The following is a 21868-nucleotide window of genomic DNA, read 5'->3' on the forward strand; positions in this document are numbered from 1 at the left end:
CAGCCTCCCTGCATCGGGGGCCAGAACTTCGATGCGGTCGCCAGCCGACAGGATCGCAGTTGCGCGTTCGTCACTGGCCACGAATTCGCCGTTGAGCGCCGTTGCGACAACCGCTTCATCCAGTTCGATTTCGATGAGCAGGGCCGCCAGATTGGCGGCTGTCGTGGTGACGACTTCACCGTTCAGCACGATTGTCATGCATAGTCCTCCACAAATTCGGGCCTGGTTTCGGGTGCGGTCGCAGCGGCGACCGCCATGCGCGCCATCGCCGGCGAGAGCAGGAAGCCGTGGCGGTAAAGCCCGTTGACATAGATGGTTTTGCCGCGCCGTCTGACGCGGGGCAGGTTGTCGGGAAAGGCCGGGCGCGCATCGACCCCGGTTTCGAGAATTTCCGCCTCGCCGAAGGCCGGATGCAGGGCGTAAGCCGCGCTCAGGAGTTCGAGCGTGGAGCGCACGCTGATCCCGGACCGCTCGCCGCTTTCGATCATGGTCGCGCCGATCATGTGCACGCCGTCGCCGCGCGGCACGATGTAAAGCGGAATGCGCGGGTGCAGGAGCCGCACGGGCCGCGAAAGATTGATGTCGCGGGATCGGACAACCAGCATTTCCCCCTTGACGCCGCGGAGGTCCGGCAGCGCATCCCGTGCGGCAAGACCCCGAGCATCGACCACGATATCCGCGTCGATTGTCCCTGCGTCCGCTTCCGTGCCGAGATGGAAGACCACGCCCTTTGCTTGCAGGTTTCCGGCCAGTTCGACCAGTGTCCTGCGCGGATCGAGATGGCCCTCGCGTGCGAAGAAAAGCCCCTGCCGGAAACGTCCGGCCAGATCGGGTTCCAGCGCATCGATGTGTGCTTGATCGATTGTGTCGAAGGCTTCCGTCCGGCGGGCGAAGCGACGCAACTCGCTGGTATCGCGCGTGTGCGACAGGACGAGCGTGCCTTCACGCTTGACGCCGGATACGTGCTTTTCCCACCAGCCAAGTGCTTCCTGCCCAAGCCGCACGACGGGTTCTTCGGCGCTTTCGCCCTCGCACCATGGCGCCAGCATGCCGCCCGCAAGCCACGAACAGCAATCGGCGCCGATCTGCGGGCTGCGGGCAATCACCGTGACGGCATGGCCCTGGTCGGTGAATTCGGCGGCGGTGGCAAGACCAGCCACACCCGCTCCGATAATGGTGACGCGCATCAGGCAATCTCCTCGGTCCGGGTTTTCCAGAGGCCGTGGAAGTGATGCACCGGCCCGTGGCCATGTCCGATCTTCAGGCTGTCGGCGGCGCGGATTGCGGCTTGCAGATAGGCATGCGCGCTCAGCACCGCCTTTTCCAGCGGCAGGTTCCGGGCCAGTTCTGCGGCAATGGCCGAAGAGAGCGTGCAGCCTGTGCCATGGGTATTGGCGGTCAGGATACGCAGTGCTTCGACACGGAGCGTCGGCTGGTCGCGGCGAACCAGCAGATCGACGCAGGTTTCGCCTTCCGCATGTCCGCCCTTCATCAAGACGGCCTTTGCGCCAAGTTCCAGCAGCGCGCGCCCCTGCACCTCAGCTTCGGCATCGTCGCGCGCCACACCGGCGTCGAGCAGGCAGGCTGCTTCGGGCCGGTTGGGTGTCAGCAGGGTGGCGAGCGGCACCAGCCTCTCGCGCAGCAATGCAATGGCGTTTTCACTCAGGAGCGCGGCGCCCGACTTTGCCACCATGACCGGATCGAGAACGATGGGGCCGGAAAAATGCGCGAGGCCGCGCGCGATGGCCTCGATGGTTTCGGGCACGGAGACCATGCCGATCTTCACCGCAGCCACGTCGAGATCGCTGAAAACGGCGTCGATCTGTCCGGCGACGATGGCAGGGGGGATGTCGTGCACGGCGCTGACCGTGCGGGTGTTCTGCACGGTCACGGCGGCGATGACGCTTGCGCCATAGACGCCAAGTGCGGAAAATGTCTTGAGGTCGGCCTGAATGCCAGCGCCGCCGCTGCTGTCGGAACCGGCGATCGTGACGCATATCGGCACGGATCGCGACGGGTCGCTCGTTGATTTGGTTCGGGAGAAACTGTGCTGTTGGTCCATCATGTCGTCTCTCATTCCGAACGGAAGATGAGACGTCATGAACCTGGTCGGAGCCGAGACTCCATTTGGGGTGTTACCCCGTCCGCGACGCGCCAAACTCCGTTCCCTACGCAGGTATTACCCGGATCAGGTTCAATGGGTTGGCGCGAGAACGCACCTCTCAGCCTTTTGTGTCGCAATACCGGACGGAAAACCGCTTGGCACTTTTCCTGATACTGCTTCGAAGGCACCCCAACGAATTTTGCGCCTATAGGCATAGGCCGGAAGTTGAAGACGGTCAAGCGATGGAAAAAGTCTGATTTTAAAGAAATTCCTTAAATCGACCCCCAATTTGTATATGGTTTATTAAAATTCTCGGCTTTAATCTATGCTCGGGGTGCATCTGAATCGGGTTGCTCATAGTGCTAACAAACGAGACGGTCCGCTCGTGGAGTGGAGCCGTATAATCCTGTAGGATCAGTAGGATGAGGGGAATGCGATGAGGAAGCGGGGGGGCGCTTCGGCTTCGGCGGAAGGTACGATGGCGCGCACGTCCGAACAGGACTTCCGCATCCTTTTTACGACGCATCCGACACCCATGTGGGTTTATGACCCGGAAACGCTGCGTTTCATCGTGATGAATGACGCCGCATACCGGCTTTATGGTTATACAGCCGACGAAATCCCGGCCATGACCGTGCTCGATATTCGCCCGCAAACCGAGCGGGACCGGATGCTTGCCGCCATTCGTGATCGCAGCGACCTTGAGCGCCCGGAGCGCTGGCAGCATCTGCGCGCCAATGGTGAAACCATCGATGTTCTGACTTACGGACGCCAGGTGCTGTTCGACGGCAAGGAAGCCATTCTCGCCATCGTTCAGGACAGGACGGAAGTGACGGAGGCCAATCGTCAGGCAAGTCACGCGCAGACCTTGCTGGACAGCCTCGTCAACAACTTGCCGCTTGGCGTGTTCGTCAAGGACATGCAGGATAATGGTCGTTACGTGCTCTTCAATCAGGCGGCATCCGTGGCGAGCGGACAGCCGATAGAAGAAGCCCTCGGCGCTACCGACCTCGATCTTTTCCCAAAGCGCGAGGCAGCCGTCATTCTCGAGCAGGACCGCATGGCGATGCGGCGCCGGGACGTGCTGAGCGTCGAACGCAAGGTGGAGCGCAAGGACGGAACCTCGCGCACGATGCGGATCATAAGATGCTCCATTCCGCCGGTCGAAGGCGATGAGCCCCGCTATTTGATCGGCCTTCTCGAGGATGTGACCGAGCGGCGCGAAATCGAGGAGCGCATGGCGCATATCGCCATGCATGACAGCCTGACCGGCCTGCCGAACCGGGCCTATTTCGCCCATCACGTCGAGAGCCTGCTGAAGAAGGGCGGCGATTCCGAGCCTTTCGCATTGTTCTATCTCGACATCGATCATTTCAAGAACATCAACGACAGTATCGGCCATCAGGCGGGCGACCAGCTTTTGCAGGAAGTCGCGCGTCGGCTGAAACAGATTACGACCCCGGACGAATTCATCGCGCGGCTGGGCGGCGATGAGTTTGCAATCGTCTATCGCAGCGGCACGCTGGGGCAGATCGCGATGTTTGCCGACCGCGTGCTTTCGGCTTTTCAGGACTCGTTCAAACTGGTCGGCAATTCGGAATTTGTGACGTGCAGCATGGGTATTTCCCAGGCACCGCTGCATGGCGATAATCCCGATGCGTTGATGCGCAACGCCGATCTGGCACTTTACGCGTCAAAATCCGGTGGACGCCGCACATTCCGTTTTTATCAGCATTCCCTGCGTCTGGCGGCCGAGAAGCGTCACGTCATGACCGGGGAGCTTCGGCAGGCATTGCTTGATGAACAGTTCGAGCTTCACTACCAGCCGATCTTCAACCTTGAAAGCGGCAGGATTTCCGGCTTCGAGGCGCTGATCCGCTGGCGTCATCCCGAGCGCGGCATGGTTTCTCCGGCCGAGTTCATTCCCCTGGCGGAAGAAACCGGGCTGATCGGGCCGATTGGCGACTGGGTTTTGAGGGCGGCCTGCCGGGAAGCTGTCCTCTGGCCGGAAGACATCAAGGTTTCCGTCAATCTCTCGCCGGTCCAGTTCAGCCAGACGACGCTCCTGCAATCGGTTACCGATGCGCTTGAAGCGGCGCGGCTTTCGCCAGACAGGCTCGAGCTTGAAATCACGGAATCGGTCTTCCTCTCGAACAGCAAGAACAATATCGAGCTGCTGTTCGAGCTTCGGCGGCTGGGTGTCCGTATTGCGATGGATGATTTCGGAACCGGCTATTCGTCGCTCAGCTATCTGCGTTCCTTCCCGTTCGACAAGATCAAGATCGACCGCAGTTTCGTTTCGGGCATAGAGGTCGATACGCGTGACCTCGCCATCATTCAGGCCGTGGCGACGCTTGGCGCCGGTTTCAATATTGTCACCACGGCAGAAGGCGTTGAAACCGCGCAGCAGCTTGAACGTTTGAAGTCGGAACGGTTTGGCGAGGTTCAGGGTTTCCTCACCGGTCGGCCAATGCCTGCGGGCGACGTGCATTCCTTTATCCAGAATCGCAGCAATGCCGGGCTGGGGCTGGTCGCGGCGCATAATACCTTGCCGATCTAGCACTGCAGTTGAAAACTCGTCAGGCCATGGCGAAAAGAGTGATTTTTGAGCACCGGAGCGGAGCGTACTTAAGGGTACGTGAGCACCGGAGCGCAAAAAAATGCTCTTTGCAGCCCGGCATCATGAGGAACGCAACTGTAGTGCTCGAGCCGTCTCCCGAAACGGCGGGGAGCCGCATTCGCGACAAACGCAATATCCAAATCGAACTTGTGTCGAAAAGGGCTTGACCTTCCAACGGTGGGAAGGCCTATTTAAGGAGCAACTCTCGAATTATGCCCTTCCCGGGCGGTGAAAGGGATTGCCATGAACAAGCCTGTAAATCACGAAACCATCAGCTTTCCTGTCCCTGTCGAAGGGATGAGTTGCGCTTCATGCGTGTCGTCCGTGGAAAAAGCTGTCGCCAAGGTTCCTGGCGTCGACAAGGTGTCCGTCAATCTCGCAACTGAACGCGCCGACGTGACTTTCAAGGGCGCGCCGGATTTGCCGTCGGTGATCGATGCCATTCGCAAGGCGGGCTATGAAGTGCCCGCCGCCAGCATCGATCTGGCCATCGAGGGCATGAGCTGCGCGTCCTGCGTGAGCAAGGTCGAAAAGGCTTTGAACGGCGTGCCGGGTGTGACCCGCGCCAGCGTCAACCTTGCAACGGAGCGGGCGCATGTCGATCTGGCCGGGCAGGTGTCGGTCGGTGAGCTTGTCAAGGCCGTTGAAGCTGCCGGCTATGAGGCGCGGTCGCTTGATGACGGGCAGGGCAGTGACAAACAGGAAACTCAGTCCGAAAAGCGGGATGCGGAAGCGGCAGAGCTGAAGAAAAGCGTCATCCTTGCCGCCCTTCTGACATTGCCCGTCTTCGTGCTGGAAATGGGGTCGCATCTCATCCCGGCGGTTCATATGTTCGTCATGGACCGCATCGGCATGCAGAACAGCTGGTATCTGCAACTCGTGCTCACGACGCTGGTCCTGTTTGGCCCCGGTTTGCGCTTTTTCAGGAAGGGCATCCCGACGCTCCTGCGCGGCACGCCGGACATGAATTCGCTCGTGGTGGTGGGTACGCTCGCAGCCTGGGGCTTCTCCGTCGTCGCGACCTTTTTCCCGGCGGTGCTGCCTGAAGGCACGGTAAACGTCTATTTTGAAGCCGCCGCCGTCATCGTCACGCTGATCCTGATCGGACGTTTTCTGGAAGCGCGCGCCAAGGGGCGCACCAGTGCGGCTATCAGCCGGCTAGTGGGCTTGCAGGCGAAGTCGGCGCGTGTCGTGCGTGATGGCGAAACGGTCGATGTGCCGCTCGAAGATGTTCGCGCAGGCGATGTCGTACAGGTTCGCCCCGGCGAGAAAGTGCCGGTCGATGGCGAAGTGATCGAAGGTTCGTCCTATGTCGATGAATCGATGATCACCGGCGAGCCCGTACCCGTCGCCAAGGAAAAAGGCGCGGAAGTGGTCGGCGGCACGATCAATAAGACCGGCGCCTTCACCTTCCGCGCCACCAAGGTTGGCCGCGACATGGTGATTTCGCAAATCATCCGCATGGTCGAGGACGCGCAGGCCGACAAGCTGCCCATTCAGGCCATGGTCGACAAGGTGACGGGCTGGTTCGTCCCCGCGGTTATGGCCGCCGCCGCCCTGACCTTCGCGCTGTGGCTGGCGATTGGCGGCACGGGCATGCTCGGTTACGCGCTGGTGAACGCCATTGCGGTTCTCATCATTGCCTGCCCGTGCGCCATGGGCCTTGCCACGCCGACATCGATCATGGTCGGCACCGGTCGTGCGGCTGAGTTCGGCGTCCTGTTCCGCCGTGGTGATGCATTGCAGACCTTGCGCGACGCTTCCGTAATCGCCGTCGACAAGACCGGCACGCTGACGCAAGGGAAACCCGCACTCGCGCATTTCGCAACGGTCGAGGGCTTCGACAGGGACGAGCTTCTGGCGCTTGTGGCAGCGGTGGAAGCCCGCTCCGAACACCCGATTGCCGATGCGATTGTGGAAGCAGCGAAGGCGAAGGGATTGAAGCTCGCGGACGTATCGGCTTTTGAAGCAGTCCCCGGTTTCGGCTTGAAGGCGCAGGTTTCCGGCCATGAGGTGGCGATTGGCGCCGACCGTTACATGGCGAAGCTTGGGGCTGATGTTGCTGCCTTTGCCGATGATGCGAAGCGCCTCGGCGATGAAGGGCAGTCTCCGCTCTATGCGGCCGTTGACGGCAAGCTGGCGGGCGATCCTCACCGTCGCCGACCCGATGAAGGAAACCACGCCAGCGGCGATTGCCGCCCTTCACGAGCAGGGACTGAAGGTCGCCATGATCACCGGCGACAATCGCCGCACGGCTGAGGCCATCGCCAAACGTCTGGGTATCGATGAAGTGGTTGCGGAAGTGCTGCCGGACGGCAAGGTCGAGGCGCTGAAACGCCTTTCGGCGGGCGGCAAGCGGATCGCCTTTGTCGGTGACGGCATCAACGACGCGCCCGCACTCGCCGCTGCCGATGTCGGTATTGCCATTGGCACCGGAACGGATATCGCGATTGAAAGTGCTGACGTGGTGCTGATGTCGGGGGATCTGCGCGGCGTGGTCAATGCCATCGCCATATCGAAGGCGACGATCCGCAATATCGGCGAGAACCTGTTCTGGGCCTTCGCCTATAACGTCGCCCTGATCCCCGTCGCGGCGGGTGTGCTCTATCCCTTCACCGGCACGCTGTTGTCGCCGGTTCTGGCGGCAGGCGCCATGGCTTTCTCGAGCATTTTTGTCCTGAGCAACGCCTTGCGGCTCAAGGCCTTCAAAAGCCCGATAGAGGCGTGAACAAGAAAGGCGCGGTGTTGACCGCGCCTTTCGATTTCAGTGGGTTCCTACGGCCTTGCCATAAGTCCGCACGACATTGCGGACGGCTTCCACCATCAGTGCATGCGGCGTTGCTTCCACCTGTCCCGAAGCGACAGCCGGATAGAGCGTGCCGAGATATTGGCTGATCAGCGTTTCCGGTATCTTGCGACCTTCCAGACGCTTCAAAAGCGCATCCACGGCAGCCGTCGCCACCGGATGCGGCCAGTAATAGCGGATGCGGTCGCTATAGGAAAAATGGCGTTGCAGCCGCAGTTCTTCCGCGTCCCCGTGGTAATATTTTTCCCAGTTCTTCGGCTCGGCCAGAAGCAGCGCTTCCATCTTGCCGCGCAGGGTTTCTTCTTCCGGCAGCTTGTCGAGGAAGGCCGCAATCTGGTCGAGGCCATAGAGCGCCTCGCGCAGCGCGAAAGTCAGGCCGGGACCGACTTTCAAAATGGCGAAACCATCGTGAACCAGATCGGAAAGCGCTTCCACCGGCTGATAATCGGTCGAGTGCGCTTCGAACACGAATTGCGGCATTTCGCCGAGAACGCCGCTCAGCGCCGTCGCCTTCTCGCTGTTGTAAAACACGACATTCTCGTTGCCGAACTCCACGCCGGGCTGCACCACGACGCCGATGGCGCGGGCAAAGGCATCGTCCAGTCCGAGTGCTGCGAAAGCCTTGCGGTGAATGGCGACGGTTTCGACCGCCGCGTCCGGCCTGGTCAGTTCCAGCTCTTCGATTTCTTCCATCGCGCCGCCGGGGATCGGCACTTCGGTGCCGATGATGTAGACCGGCAGATCGTAGCCGGCTTCACGGGCGGCAGTTTCCGAAACTTTTGCAAGACGCGCCGCGCGCTCGGCGGTCACGGCATCGGGCAGGGCGACCGGCTCGCCCGCGCAGCCCATCGACGTGTCGAGATGGATCTTGGTGAAGCCCGCGCGCACGAAAGCGTCGATCATCACGTCCGACTTCGCAAGGGCTTCCTCGGCGGGCAGGTGCTTCCACGGGTTGGGACCAAGATGGTCGCCGCCCAGAATAAGCCGCCTGGTGTCGAAGCCGACGCGGGCTGCGATTTCTTCCACAAAACGGCGGAAGTCGGCAGGCGTCATGCCGGTATAGCCGCCATCCTGATTGACCTGATTGCAGGTGGCCTCGATCAGCACATCCGTGCCGGTCGCCACGCCTTCGAGCAGGGCTGCTTCGATCACCAGAGGATGCGCAGAGCAGATCGACGTGATGCCGCCACGAACCCCGCTGGCGTAACGTGCGGGAAGTGCGCTAAGAACTTTCGTGCTGCTCATGCTGGAACTCCGTATTTCTGAAGGAAGGCATCGATTTCAGCCATGGTCGAGGTGCCCTCCATCGGCCCCTTGACGCCAACGGCGCGCGCGCCGGGTGGCATTGGCGATGACGAGAGCGTCCTTCGGTGCCATGTCGCGCAGCCAGCAGGTGACGAATGCCGCGCCAAAACTGTCGCCCGCGCCGGTCGGGTCGATTTCATCGACCTTGAAAGCGGGCGCGAAAACTTCGCCGGACCGGTCGAAATAGCTGGCGCCTTCCGCGCCGCGCTTGATGACGACGGCCTTGATGCCGCGCGCCAGCAGTTCTTCCACGGCGGCCTTTTCCTCGGTCGCCCTGGTGAAGAGGAAGATTTCCGGGCCGCTCGGCATGAACAGGTCGGTATTCTCCAGCGCATGGGCCAATGCCTGACGCATGCCCGGCAATTCCAGCATTTCCTTGCGGATATTCGGGTCGAAGGACACGGTGCCGCCCTTCGCCTTGATGCGGATCGTCGCCTCGTGGATCGCCGAGACAATGCCTTCGGAGAAGAGCGCCGAACCCATGATATGCAGGTGATCGGCGGTCTCGATCAGCCTTTCGGCTTCCGGTGTCAGGCCGATGGCGCTGCATGCGCTGTGCTTGATATTGAAGATGAAATCGCGATTGCCGTCCGGGCGATAGCGCACGAAGGCGCTGCCGGTCGCCGCTGTCGGATGCACGCCGATGGCCGAAACATCCACGCCGTCTCTTTGCAGGCGTTCGACATTGAGCGCGCCGAAATCGTCATTGCCGACCGCGCTGACCATGCCGCATGGCTGGCCCATCCGGGCGGCCTGATCGATGAAGATCGCGGGCGCGCCGGAAGCGAACGGGCCGATCAATGGGATGGCGGACTTGAAGCCGTTGCCGGTTTCCACGGCCATGATTTCGACGACGATCTCGCCGATGGTGATGATCTTCTTCATATGGGGCACCGCGATTACGTGCGCATGGATTTCGAGCGCACGTCGAGCCAGACGGCGACCAGAATGACCACGCCCTTGACGATGAGCTGATAGAAATAGGGCACGGACAGCATGTTCATGCCGTTGTTGATGACGCCGATGATGAGCGCGCCAAGAATGGTTCCGACCATGGTGCCGACGCCGCCGGCAAGCGAGGTGCCGCCAAGCACGACCGCGGCAATGGCGTCGAGTTCATAACCCATGCCCGCATTGGTCTGCGCCGAGGACAGGCGCGACGAAAGCAGGATGCCGCTGATCGCCGCCATGACGCCGGAAAGCATGAAGACGATGATCTTGATGCGGTCGACGCGGATACCGGAATAGATCGCCGCTTCCTTGTTGCCGCCCGACAGATAGATGCGGCGACCGAAGACCGTCTTCGACAGGAGGATATAGTTGAAGATGAACAGGACGCCGACGATCCAGATGATGATCGGCAGGCCGAGCCAGCTTTCCGAACCGATGGCAAGCCATGCATCATTGTCGATGATTTCGGGCGCGCCATTGGTCGGCAGGCTGACCATGCCGCGATAGATGCCCATGGTCGCGACCGTGACGATGAAGGATGGCAGCATCAGCTTTGCCGAAAGCACACCGTTCAGCCCGCCCATGATGGCGCCCGCCGCAAGGGTGAAAACGACCGTCGGCACGAAGCCGAAGCCCATGGCGAAGGCCTGTGCCGCCACCATGCCGGATACGGCGATGATCGAACCGATGGAAAGATCGATTTCACCGAGCAGGATCACATAGGTCATGCCATAGGCGGCGACGGCGATCACCGCCACCTGCTGCATGATGTTCATGAAGTTGTTGAAGGCGAGAAAGCGCGGATTGAGCACCGCGAAGACCACGCAGAGCACGGCCAGCGAGATGATGATGCCGCCATATTGGCGCACCAGCGGGGAGCTGAAAAGCGAACGGCGGACTTCGGCGTCCACGGCTTTCTTCTGAATATCTGCGTTGCTCATTGATGCATTCCTGCTGCGTAGCTCATGACGGTTTCCGGCGTAAGGCCATCGGCATCGACGATGGCGGCGACATGCTTGTTGTGCATGACGGCCACGCGGTCGCTGAGGCCCAGCACTTCCGGCAGTTCGGAGGAAACCATCAGGATCGCCGCGCCATTGGCGGCAAGTTCACGGATGATGCGGTAGATTTCGAATTTCGCGCCGACATCGACGCCGCGTGTCGGCTCATCGAGAATGAGAATGCGCGGCTTTGTCTGGAGCCATTTTGCCAGCACGATCTTCTGCTGGTTGCCGCCGCTGAGCGATCCGGCAACCGTATCCAGCGAAGCTGTCTTGATGGCAAGCCGCAGCACTTCCGCCCTGGCGGCAGAACGCTCCGCACTGGAACGCATGAGCCCGAACGGGCCTGCCAGCTGGCCGAGCCCGACCATGTTGATGTTGCGTTCCACGCTGTGCGGAAGAACGAGGCCTTCTTCCTTGCGGTTTTCGGTCACGAAAGCAATGCCGTTGCGAATGGCGTCGGACGGCGAGGAGAGGGCGACCGGCTTTCCGTCGAGGCGGATTTCACCCGTTGGCCGCAGCATCCCGAACAGCGCCTTCATGACGTCCGAACGGCCGGAGCCGACCAGTCCGAAAAGGCCCAGAACCTCACCGGGCTTCACACCGATGGAAACATCGTGAAACTTGCCCGCGACCGAAAGGTTCTTCGTTTCAAGGATTGGCGCCACGCTTGCCGATGGTCTTGGCGCGACGCGCGGCGGATAGATGTCGTTCATCTCACGGCCGACCATCAGGGCGATCAGCCGCTCGATGGTGGTCTCGCTCTTTTCGGTGGTCGTTACATATTCGCCGTCGCGCACGACAGTAATATCGTCGGAAAGCCGCATGATTTCTTCCATGCGGTGCGAGATGTAGATGACGGCGGTGCCGCGTGCTTTCAGGCGCTCGATGATCGAGAACAGGATTTCCGCTTCGCTGTCGGAAAGCGACGAGGTCGGCTCGTCCAGAATGACGACGTCTACGGGCTGGCTGAGGCCCTTGGCGATTTCAACGAGCTGGCGCTGGGCAATCGACAGGTCGCCGACCTTCGCGCGCGCATCCACCGGCAGGCCAAGCTCTTCGATCAGCTTTTCGGCGGCGGCGTTCAGCTCGCGCTCCCGGATGAAGCCGAAGCGGCTCGGCTCGTGATTGGCGAAGATGTTTTCGGCGACGCTGAGATTGCGCGACAGGCTCAGTTCCTGAAAGACGATGGCAATGCCGTTTGCGCGGGCATCGCGCGGGTCTTTCGGCGCATAGGATGCACCTTTGAGATGTATCGTTCCCGAAGTCGGCTTGAACACGCCGGCGAGGATCTTCATCAGCGTGGATTTGCCGGCGCCGTTCTCACCGAGCAACGTATGGACGCGGCCGCGACGCACGGTCAGGTTCATGCGCTTCAGCGCGACCACCGGGCCGAAGGATTTTGCCACATCGCGAATCTCGAGAACGGTGTCCGAAACGGCTTTTCGTTCGGATTTGGCGGCTGTCACAGTATCTGTCACTCTTGGGGCCTCCATTCTCCGTTGTCAGTCTATCGGCGGGACTTCGCTCGAACGAAATCCGCGATCAAAAGGGATGCGGCGGCGGCAGGCGCGTGGTGTTCGCCGGGCCGCCGCACGCAGAATGGAAACAGCGACTGGGAGGAGCGTCGCTGTTTCACGCGGTGTTACCTGGTTTCGCCGTCCTTGGTGACGACACCCGGAACGATCGGCTGCTTGGCCGGAACTTCCTCACCCTTGATGACCTTGGCAGCGGTTTCAACCGCAACCTTGCCCATCTGGTCGGGATACTGGGCAATGACGCCAACCATGACCGGGTCGTTCTTCACGGCGTTGCGGGCTTCTTCCATGCCGTCGAAGCCGATGACCTTGACCTGGCTTTCAAGCTTGGCCGACTTCACCGCCGAGGCAGCGGCCAGTGCGGCGTCGTCGCCGAAGCCGAAGATGCCGACGATATCCGGGTTGGCCTGCAGGATGTTCTGTGCAGCCGAAAGGGCTTCCGGACGGGTGATGCCCGGCTGGATCGCAACGATCTTGATGTCCGGATATTTGGCGATGCCCTTCTTGAAGCCTTCGATGCGATCGACGACCGACTGGACCGTCGGGTAATCGATAACGGCGACATTGCCCTTTTCACCGATGGACTTCGCCATCAGTTCGGCGGCCTTCTCGCCGCCTGCGAAATTGTCCGTGCCGACGAAGGAGGTCACATCGACATTGTTGGCCGGAACATCGACGGTAATGACCTTGATGCCTGCCTTCTGGGCCTTGTTGATGGCCGAGCGAACGCCCTTGCTGTCAACCGGCGAGATGACGATGACGTCGACGCCCTTGGTGATGAAATCTTCCACATCGGCGAGCTGCTTGCTCAGGTCCTGATTGGCGATGGCGATTTCCAGCGGCACATTCTCTGCCTGCGCTTCCTTCTTCATCGCGTCTGCGAGCGAGATGTAGAACGGATGCTGCTGGGTGAGAAGCGATGCGCCGATGCCTTCGGCAGATGCAGCGCCTGCCATCATGGCCAGGGCTACGCCGGAAAAGAGAATACGGCTGAGCGATTTGCGAAACATGATTTCCTCCGAATGACCGGCGCTCGCCGGGGCGTCCTTCTGTAGGGACATGAACAAGGGTTTTTCCTGCAGGTTCATCAGTCGTCGCCAACTTCAAACCTCCCGAAGGGCAGGGCCTCCAGCTCAAGAAGAGCTTCCCTAGACATGATAGAGCTTGTTCAACGTGTCAATATAAAATTTTTCACGTGTAAAAATTATAACGATTGAATTTGAACGTCATCAGCGCGGATGAGCCGCCGCCGGAACAGGAAAGCGTGGATCGCCGAAGGACCGCTCGCCGAAATTTGTTGCGTCTCAACGGAAAAAAATTTACGCATGGAAACAAATTGGATGGCGCCGTAAAATCGCTATGATACCCCGAGGGGAAAAGCAGGGCATGACCGAACAGAAGATCAGGACGATGGAAGAGTTCGCAGCCGCAAGCGGATTGTCCCGTCCCACGGTCTCGAAATATTTCGACAATCCCGAAAGCGTAAAGCCCTCGACGCGCCTTCGTATCGAAAAGGCGCTGAAGGATTACAACTATCAGCCCAACATCTTCGCGGTCAGCCTCAACCGCAAGAAGCCGAAGAACATCGGCGTCATCGTCCCCCATATTTCCGATCCGTTCTATGCGGAAATCATCCGCCAGATCGAAATGCGCTGCCTGGCGGAAGGCTACTGGCCGATCGTTCTGTCGTCGCATGGCGAGAGAAAACTCGAGGCGCGGGCGATGCGCACGCTCATGTCTCTCAAGATCGCGGGCGTTCTGATGGCTCCGCTCGGTTTCGAGACGGATGCGAAGCTGCTTTCCAGCCTGTCGGATTCGACGCCCGCGGTTTTTCTCGACAGCCGTATCGGCGACGATCAGCCCTTTGTCGGCACCGATAATCGCCAGAGCATCGGCAACATTACCGAATATCTCTATCGAACGGGCGAACATCCCTGCTTCCTCGAAATGCCGGCGGTAAACCAGAACGCGCTGGAACGGCGGTCGGCCTATATCGAAACCATGGAGAGGCTGGGCGTTGAGCCGATCGTGCTTCCCATCACGGCCAAGAACTGGAATTTCGAGGAACTGGGCTATCAGGAAGCAGGCCGGATTCTGGATCGCGGCGGGTTTCCGACGCGAACCGTTCTATGCGCCAATGACCGTCTGGCCTTCGGCGTCATTTCCGCAGCATTCGAACGGCGGCGGCATGTCGGGCGCGAAGAAGGCTGCGATCTTCGGGTCGCCGGTCACGACGACCATCCTCTCAGCCGCTTCACCTGTCCGCCGCTGACGACGGTCGCGCAGGACTACCGGCAAATCGCGCAACTGGGTCTCGACATGCTTTTCTCGCGGATCAATGCGCAGGAAAGCGGGGCGGCAGTCGAGAAGGAAATCCGTCGCCTGGACAGCCACCTCATCATGCGCGGCTCTGCCTGATATCTCGAAAAAGACGCCTAAAAGACACAGGTCGCACATTTTCGCCATTCCTTCGCCACAATTGCCGGGCGAAAAAATGCATGTTGTGTGCTGTTTTGCGCCTTTTGAGTGCGTAAACCCCCTTTGCCGCCACTTTGCCTTAATCACGGACGGCGCTCATTTGTCCTGATCGCGCCTCCTGATCGGACAATGGAAAGATACACCTGCCGCTCTGGATTTTTTCCATGTTCGCCTATGTGGATAGGCACGCAGTAGGGAGTTGTCCGGCAGACCGAATGCTGCGAGACTTGCAGCCATATCTGGCCATATCAGGAATGCCTCGAAATTGGTGAGCGGTTGGTCCGCACGGTTTTCCCGCATCGGCGACGGAACGCCGATTGTACTGGAAGGGGGTAATATCTTGCTTATCTGGTTAACTTCTCTCGTACTTCTTTTGATCGGGTTTTCGCTCGGAGCAGGCGGTATCTGGCTCGCCCTGCTGGGCGGCAGCTGGTATTACATACTTTCGGCGATCGGCTTTCTGCTGACCGCCGTTCTGCTTTCGCGGCGTAGCGGCGCCGCACTATGGGTTTACGCTCTCGTCATTCTCGGATCGCTTGGCTGGGCCGTTTATGAAGTCGGCTTCGACTGGTGGCAGCTCGGCGCACGCGGCGGCGTCATCGTGCTGCTGGGATTCTGGTTGCTGACGCCATGGATCAGGAGGCCCTTGAACAAGGGTGCAGGCGACAGCGGCCTGCCGCTGGCCGTGGCATCGGTGATCGCAATCCTGGTTGCCGGTTATGCGATAACGCAGGATACCTACAATATCGCAGGCGACCTGCCGACCGAAAAAGTGGCTGCGACGCCCGACCTCGGCGGCAACGTGCCCGATGGCGAATGGCATCAATACGGTCGAACGCCTTACGGCCAGCGCTATTCGCCGCTGACGCAGGTAACGCCGGAGAACGTCGCCAAACTCCAGGTTGCCTGGCAGTACCAGACCGGCGACGTCAAGCAGCCGCAGGACGTGGGCGAAACGACCTATCAGGTCACGCCGCTCAAGATTGGCGATTCGCTCTATCTGTGCACCCCGCATAACTGGGCTATTGCGCTGGATGCGGCGACGGGCAAGGAAAAGTGGAAGTTCGACCCGAAGGTCGGCTTCAATACGGACCGCCAGCACCAGACCTGCCGCGGCGTCAGCTACTGGAAGGATGCAACGGCAACGGCAGGCGCGAAATGCGCCGAGCGCGTCTATCTGCCGACGTCCGATGCAAGATTGATTGCGCTGGATACGGCAACCGGGGAAATCTGCACGGATTTCGCCAATGGCGGGACGCTCGATCTCAGCCATGGCATGAAATATAATCCGGCAGGCTATTATTACTCCACCTCGCCCCCGGTCGTTGTCGGGGACAAGATCATCGTCGGCGGCGCCGTCAATGACAATTACTCGACGCAGGAACAGTCGGGCGTCATTCGTGCCTTCGATATCCGCACCGGGCAACTGTTGTGGAACTGGGATTCCGGCAATCCGGATGTGACCACGCCGCTCCCCGAAGGCGAGCACTATACGACGAACTCTCCGAACAGCTGGTCCGTTTCGAGTGTGGATGAAAAGCTCGGACTGGTCTTTGTTCCGCTCGGCAACAAGGTGCCGGACCAGCTTGGCATGGACCGCAGCGAGAATGTGGAGAAGTATTCCTCCTCCATCGTTGCGCTCGACGTGAACACCGGACAGGTTCGCTGGGTGCGCCAGACGGTCCACCATGATCTGTGGGACATGGACGTTCCGGCCCAGCCGGTCCTGCTGGATATCAACGGGGTCCCGGCGCTGGTCGGCCCGACCAAGCAGGGCGATCTCTACGTTCTTGATCGGCGCACCGGCGAACCGATCATTCCGGTCAGGGAGATCCCGGCGCCGACAGGCGCTATACCGGAAGACCATACGGCTCCCACGCAGCCGATCTCCGATCTGACTTTCAGCCCGCCGCCCTTGCGCGAAAGCGACATGTGGGGCGTGACGATGTTCGATCAGCTCGCCTGCCGCATCAAGTTCCACCAGCTGTTTTATGAAGGCCGCTACACGCCGCCTTCCTTGCGGGGAACGATTGTCTATCCGGGCAATTTCGGTGTGTTCAATTGGGGTAGCGTGGCGGTCGATCCGGTCCGGCAGGTGATGTTCGGCATGCCGACCTATCTCGCCTTCACCTCGCGTCTGGTTCCGCGCGCCGATATTCCGCCGAAAGGACAGGATGAAAAGGGAAGCGAGCAGGGCCTGAACCGCAATGATGGCGCGCCCTATGGCGTGTTCATGGGGCCGTTCCTCGGTCCGCTCGGCATTCCCTGCCAGACCCCGCCATGGGGCTATGTGGCCGGGGTGGACCTGCGCACCGGCAAGATTGCCTACAAGCATCGCAACGGGACGATCCGCGACATGTCGCCGGTTCCGCTTCCGTTGAAGGTGGGCGTTCCGGGTATTGGCGGTCCGATGATCACCGCTGGCGGCGTCGTCTTCCTGGGCGCGGCAGTGGACGACTATCTGCGCGCCTATGACCTGACTTCCGGCAAGCAGCTCTGGGAGGCCCGGCTTCCGGCTGGCGGCCAGTCGACCCCGATGACCTATACGGTCGGCGACCAGCAGTTCGTCCTGATGGTGGCGGGCGGGCATGGTTCGGTCGGAACCAAACCGGGCGATTATGTAATCGCCTATACGCTGCCGAAGAGCTGAGGCAGCGATATGAATGAAAAACGCCGGGAGCAATCCCGGCGTTTTCATTTGATGATCTCAGATCTTGCCGTGCAGCAATTCGCCCTTGCGCGGGGCCGGACGTTTGCGGCCCTCGGCACTGTTTTCGGCAAGCTGGTGGATGATCGGGCAATCGGGACGGTTGTCGCCGTGGCAGTTCTTGGCGAGGTAGCGCAGCGTATCGGCCATTTCCTGCAACTGGCGCATCTTGGCTTCGAGCTCCTCGACATGGCCAAGCGCCACCTTCTTCACGTCAGCCGATGCGCGGTTGCGGTCACGCCAGAGCGCCAGCAGTTCCTTGATCTGCTCAACCTGAAAACCGAGATCGCGGCTGCGGCGGATGAAGCGCAGGGTTTCGACATCTTTCTGCGTATAGACGCGGTAACCCGAACCGGTCCGCTCGGCGGCTTCGATGAGCCCGATTGTTTCATAATGGCGGATCATCTTCGCCGATATGCCAGATGCTGCAGCTGCCTGCCCGATGTTCATCCCGTTCCTCGCTGGCTGGTTCCAGCCAAGGATATAGGAATGCAGAGGCATCTTTCAAAGAGCGGTTCCGGTTCGTCCGGTACGTTTCAGGAGATAATGCTCAATTGCCTGAAACCCATCGAAGATGAGTATGGCAAGTGCGGCCACGACGAGCCCGCCCTGCAAAACGAAGGCGAGATTGTTGGAAATAAGCCCGGCAATGATGACTTCGCCAAGGGTTCTGGCAGCGACCGTGGACCCGATGGTGGCAGTGGCAAGGCTGATCACGGCGGAAAGCCTGATGCCCGCCAGAATGACCGGCATGGCCAGCGGAACCTCGATTTTCACAAGCCTTTGGGCGCTGGTCATCCCCATGCCGCGCGCGGCTTCGACAACCGGCGATGGCAAGGTGGTCAGCCCTGTCAGCGTGTTTTCAAAGATCGGAAGCAGGCCATAGAGGAAGAGGGCGATCAGGGTCGGCTTGTCCCCGAAACCGAAGATGGGAACGGCCAGCGCCAGCACCGCGACCGGAGGAAAAGTCTGCCCTATGTTCACGAGGCTGCGTGAAAGCGGCAGAAACTCCGCGCCGTGCTTTCTGGTCACGAAGATCGCCATCGAGACGGCCACGAGAGCCGCGGCCAGTGTTGCGAGCGCCACGAGGCCCAGATGCTGCAAGGTCAATGTCACGAAGCTGGCGCGATCATAGATGGCTGGCACGCCTTCATCGACGAGCGGGCGAAACAGCGGCTCGAACAGCCGGGGCCGCGCCAGGAACAGGAGCAGGATGCCCAGAAGCACGAGGCGCGGGACAATGGACACGAGCAATCTCATGCCGGACGCTCTGCCTGATGCAGAAGCCTGTCGAGCGTGACCCGGCCGAGCGGGCGTCCTTCCGCGTCGAGAACGGGAAGCGCCTTGCGCCCGGACCACAGGAGTGCGGCAAGCGCATCGCGTTGCGATGCCGTTACCGGCAGGGTTTCACCGCTTGCATCACCCGGCTGTAGCACGGTTTTCAGGTCCATCAGCGAAAGGAGACGGAAGGGCCGTTCGCCCGTACCGACAAGACGCTCGACGAAATCGGTTGCCGGACGAGCAAGGATTTCCGCCGGTGGACCATATTGCAGCAGTTTTCCATCATCCATGACGGCGATCCGGTCGCCCAGCGAGATCGCTTCCTCCATGTCGTGCGTGACAAGGATTATGGTCGTGCCGAGCCGCTTCTGGATCGCCTTCAGGTCTTCCTGCGCCTTGGCCCGGATAACCGGATCGAGTGCCCCGAACGGCTCGTCCATGAGAAGGATGTTCGGCCCGGCGGCAAGCGCCCGCGCCACGCCGACGCGCTGCTGTTGCCCTCCGGAAAGTTCGTGCGGATAGCGGTCGCGATAGTCGGCAGCCTCCAGCTGGAAAAGGTCCAGCAATTCATCGACGCGCCTGTCGATGCGCTGTTTGTCCCATCCGAGCAGCAGCGGAACCGTTGCAATATTCTCCGCCACGGTGCGGTGCGGAAAAAGCCCGTTCTGCTGGATGACATAGCCGATCCGCCGCCGCAGGACATGGCCGGGTTCGTCCATGATGCTGCGGCCATCGATGCGGATTTCTCCATCGGTCGGCTCGACCAGACGATTGACCATCCGCAGCAAGGTGGTTTTGCCCGATCCCGACGTTCCGACAATGGCGGCGATGCTGTGCGGCTCGATGGTGAAGCTTACGGCGTCGACCGCTGCGCGCCCGTTATAGCGCTTCGTGATATGGTCGAACTCGATCATAGGGAGCTGCCTTTCTCCGTGATTTCTATCGCGGCATCGAGGATGACGGCGGCTGCAAAGGCGAGAAGAACGGTCGGCAGGGCGCCCAACAGGACGAGGTCCATCGCCGTCTGGCCGATCCCTTGAAAGACGAAAGTTCCGAAGCCGCCGCCGCCGATCAGCGCCGCGATGGTCGTCAGGCCGATATTCTGCACCATGACGATGCGTATGCCGGTGAGGATAACGGGAAATGCCAGCGGAAACTCGGTCTTGAAGAGGCGTTGCAGGCGAGTCATGCCCATGCCGCGCGCGGCATCCGTCACCGGCTCCGGCACCTGCGCCAGCCCTGCCACGGTGTTGGCCACGATTGGCAGCAGCGAATAGAGAAAAAGCGCGACGAATGCCGGTGCCGCGCCGATGCCACGGATGCCGAGGGCGCCGACCCATGGAAACTGGGTGGCGACCCAGCTCAGCGGCGCAATCAGGATGCCGAACAGCGCCATCGACGGAATGGTCTGCACGATATTGAGGCTGTTCAGCACGAAAGCGCGCAGTTTCGGCACACGATGGCAGACAAGTCCGAGCGGAATGCCGACGACCGTTGCTGCGAGGAGCGACCCCAATGCCAGCGCTATGTGCCGTTGTGCTTCATTCCAGAAGCTGTCCGCCCGGCCTTGATATTCCTTCATGAAGGAGATGCTGTCCCACAGGCCCGACGAAAGCAGAAGCGCCAGAAGCAGACCTGCAACGACCAGCAGTCCCACACGCAGGAACGGACCGGCCCGCAGCCGGACCAGCCCATCGGCGACATAAAGGGCGCTGGCAAAAAACAATAGCCAGAAGCCGGAAGCCGGAGAAACGCGTGCGTAATTGTTTCCTTCGGGCGAGAGATATGTCGCGGCAAGCCCGATCGCCGCCAGCACCGTCGCAAGGCAGAACAGAGCCGCCACGAGCCGCAGCCAGTTGTTGCTGCGAATCAGCCCGATCAGCAGCCCTCCCGCCACGATAGCGGCAAGCGCCAGCGCCAGTTCGGTCGGCAGGGCGTCGAAAACATGGCGCGGCTCGCCCTGAACGATGCGGTTTGCCCGAAAGTTCGCAAAAGGCAGGAGCAAACCCGACAAGCCGATGGCCGCAATGACCAGTCCGAGCTTGTCGATATGGGCAAGCAAGCCCTTCGTGCCATTTGCCCGGATCGTCTCATGTGCTGCACTCATGCCCGGCAAATACCCGCGCCTATTTCAGAAAGCCGTTGGTCTTGAGAAATTCCTCCGCGACCGCCTTTGCCGGTTCACCGCCGAGTTGCACGCGACCGTTGAGTTCCTGAAGGGTCGTGAGATCGAGCTTTGCGAAAACCGGCTTCAGCAGCTCCTCGATTTTCGGGTTTTTCTTCAAAACCTCTTCCCGGATGATCGGCGCGGGCTGATAGACCGGCTGCACATGCTTGTCGTCCTCGAGCACGACAAGCCCGGACGGCGCGATACCGCCATCGGTGCCATAGACCATGGCCGCATTGGCGCCGTTGGTCTGGTTGGCGGCGGCGGCGATGGTCGCGGCCGTGTCGCCGCCTGAAAGCGTGATCAGCTGGTCGGGTTTCAGGGTGAAGCTGTAGGCGGTCTGGAAGGCTGGCAGGGCGGCCGCCGAATTCACGAATTCAGACGATGCGGCCAGAATGACCTTTCCGCCGCCTGAAATGTATTTTCCGAATTCGCTCAGGTTCGTAAGCTTGTTTTCGTCGGCGACGTCCTTGCGCACCGCAATGCCCCAGGTGTTGTTTGCGGGCGAGGGGGCGAGCCAGACAATCTTGTTGGCGTCGTAATCTAGCTTCTTCGCAGTCTCGAACGCCTTGGCGGCATCTTTCCACAGCGGGTCGTCCGCCTTGTTGAAGAAAAAGGCCGCATTGCCCGTATATTCGGGATAAATGTCGATTTCGCCTGCGGTGATCGCCTTGCGCACCACGGGCGTGGCGCCAAGCTGGATGCGATCCGTGGTCTGGATGCCGTTTGCGTTGAGAACGGCCAGAATGATGTTGCCGAGAACGCCGCCTTCCGTGTCGATCTTGGAAGAGACGACCACTTGTGCATGCGCGACGCTGGAAAACTGGATTGCGCCCGCAAGGAGGGCAAGTGCGACGGCACTTCCCTTGAATAGATTTCCGTACGACATGCTTTTCATCCCATCGCGCTG

General features: G+C 60.6%; 14 protein-coding genes, 3 pseudogenes and 1 riboswitch. Of the genes and pseudogenes, 4 read left to right on the forward strand and 13 right to left on the reverse strand.

Features of this window, described 5'->3' with window-relative positions:
• Nucleotides 1-6 precede the first annotated feature (6 nt).
• From thiS to thiD, 3 genes and pseudogenes are all read right to left on the reverse strand, one after another.
• Nucleotides 7-198 (reverse strand): annotated as a pseudogene (gene thiS, locus OINT_RS22680) (sulfur carrier protein ThiS); the annotation flags it as partial.
• Nucleotides 195-1187 carry a glycine oxidase ThiO gene (gene thiO / locus OINT_RS01110; RefSeq protein ID WP_006465942.1) on the reverse strand — a complete coding sequence of 331 codons (993 nt, stop codon included), beginning with the start codon at nt 1185-1187 and terminating at the stop codon, nt 195-197. The pseudogene thiS and the gene thiO, both read right to left, overlap by 4 nt.
• Nucleotides 1187-2062, reverse strand: coding sequence for a bifunctional hydroxymethylpyrimidine kinase/phosphomethylpyrimidine kinase (gene thiD, locus OINT_RS01115; protein WP_006470816.1), 876 nt, complete (start codon nt 2060-2062; stop codon nt 1187-1189). The genes thiO and thiD overlap by 1 nt, the downstream gene beginning before the upstream one ends.
• Before the next feature lie 86 nt (nt 2063-2148).
• A riboswitch (TPP riboswitch) is annotated at nt 2149-2306 on the reverse strand.
• Nucleotides 2307-2540: 234 nt separating this feature from the next.
• On the opposite strand from thiD, the gene OINT_RS01120 reads away from it, so the two are divergent.
• Both OINT_RS01120 and OINT_RS01130 read left to right on the forward strand, forming a co-directional pair.
• Nucleotides 2541-4664 carry a putative bifunctional diguanylate cyclase/phosphodiesterase gene (locus OINT_RS01120; RefSeq protein ID WP_006465944.1) on the forward strand — a complete coding sequence of 708 codons (2124 nt, stop codon included), beginning with the start codon at nt 2541-2543 and terminating at the stop codon, nt 4662-4664.
• Nucleotides 4665-4967: 303 nt separating this feature from the next.
• Nucleotides 4968-7452 (forward strand): annotated as a pseudogene (locus tag OINT_RS01130) (heavy metal translocating P-type ATPase).
• Nucleotides 7453-7488: 36 nt separating this feature from the next.
• Here OINT_RS01130 and OINT_RS01135 read toward each other — a convergent pair.
• The 5 genes and pseudogenes from OINT_RS01135 to OINT_RS01155 form a co-directional block, all read right to left on the reverse strand.
• On the reverse strand, nt 7489-8775 hold the full coding sequence (locus OINT_RS01135; RefSeq protein WP_006465945.1) for a D-tagatose-bisphosphate aldolase, class II, non-catalytic subunit: 1287 nt from the start codon (nt 8773-8775) through the stop codon (nt 7489-7491).
• A pseudogene (locus OINT_RS01140) lies at nt 8772-9720 on the reverse strand (tagatose kinase). Before OINT_RS01140 ends, OINT_RS01135 begins: the two are co-directional and overlap by 4 nt.
• 14 nt (nt 9721-9734) lie before the next feature.
• Complete coding sequence (locus tag OINT_RS01145; protein WP_006465947.1) at nt 9735-10727, reverse strand: ABC transporter permease; 993 nt, start codon at nt 10725-10727, stop codon at nt 9735-9737.
• A complete protein-coding gene (locus OINT_RS01150) occupies nt 10724-12283 on the reverse strand; it encodes a sugar ABC transporter ATP-binding protein (protein ID WP_006465948.1) in 1560 nt (519 codons plus the stop codon). Before OINT_RS01150 ends, OINT_RS01145 begins: the two co-directional genes overlap by 4 nt.
• 149 nt (nt 12284-12432) lie before the next feature.
• Nucleotides 12433-13335, reverse strand: a complete 903-nt coding sequence (locus OINT_RS01155; protein ID WP_006470811.1) for a substrate-binding domain-containing protein — start codon at nt 13333-13335, stop codon at nt 12433-12435.
• Between the two features lie 376 nt (nt 13336-13711).
• On the opposite strand from OINT_RS01155, the gene OINT_RS01160 reads away from it, so the two are divergent.
• Nucleotides 13712-14743, forward strand: coding sequence for a LacI family DNA-binding transcriptional regulator (locus tag OINT_RS01160; RefSeq protein ID WP_006470810.1), 1032 nt, complete (start codon nt 13712-13714; stop codon nt 14741-14743).
• Between the two features lie 400 nt (nt 14744-15143).
• Nucleotides 15144-17453: a glucose/quinate/shikimate family membrane-bound PQQ-dependent dehydrogenase gene (locus OINT_RS01165; protein ID WP_025089725.1), complete on the forward strand. Its 2310-nt coding sequence runs from the start codon at nt 15144-15146 to the stop codon at nt 17451-17453.
• A 57-nt stretch (nt 17454-17510) separates the two neighbouring features.
• On the opposite strand, the gene cueR is transcribed toward OINT_RS01165, so the two are convergent.
• From cueR to osmF, 5 genes are read right to left on the reverse strand one after another with little or no spacing between them, the layout of a single operon-like run.
• Entirely contained in the window at nt 17511-17960 is a 450-nt protein-coding gene (gene cueR / locus OINT_RS01170) for a Cu(I)-responsive transcriptional regulator (RefSeq protein WP_006470808.1), read from the reverse strand.
• A gap of 54 nt (nt 17961-18014) precedes the next feature.
• Complete coding sequence (locus OINT_RS01175) at nt 18015-18770, reverse strand: ABC transporter permease (protein WP_006465953.1); 756 nt, start codon at nt 18768-18770, stop codon at nt 18015-18017.
• Nucleotides 18767-19705, reverse strand: coding sequence for an ABC transporter ATP-binding protein (locus OINT_RS01180; protein ID WP_006465954.1), 939 nt, complete (start codon nt 19703-19705; stop codon nt 18767-18769). The genes OINT_RS01175 and OINT_RS01180 overlap by 4 nt, the downstream gene beginning before the upstream one ends.
• Nucleotides 19702-20898, reverse strand: a complete 1197-nt coding sequence (locus OINT_RS01185) for an ABC transporter permease (RefSeq protein ID WP_006470807.1) — start codon at nt 20896-20898, stop codon at nt 19702-19704. Before OINT_RS01185 ends, OINT_RS01180 begins: the two co-directional genes overlap by 4 nt.
• 19 nt (nt 20899-20917) lie before the next feature.
• Nucleotides 20918-21847 (reverse strand): glycine betaine ABC transporter substrate-binding protein OsmF, encoded by a 930-nt coding sequence (osmF, locus tag OINT_RS01190; protein ID WP_025089723.1) that lies wholly within the window; start codon nt 21845-21847, stop codon nt 20918-20920.
• Between the last annotated feature and the right edge of the window lie 21 nt (nt 21848-21868).

This window comes from Brucella intermedia LMG 3301, assembly GCF_000182645.1.
Lineage (GTDB): Bacteria > Pseudomonadota > Alphaproteobacteria > Rhizobiales > Rhizobiaceae > Brucella > Brucella intermedia.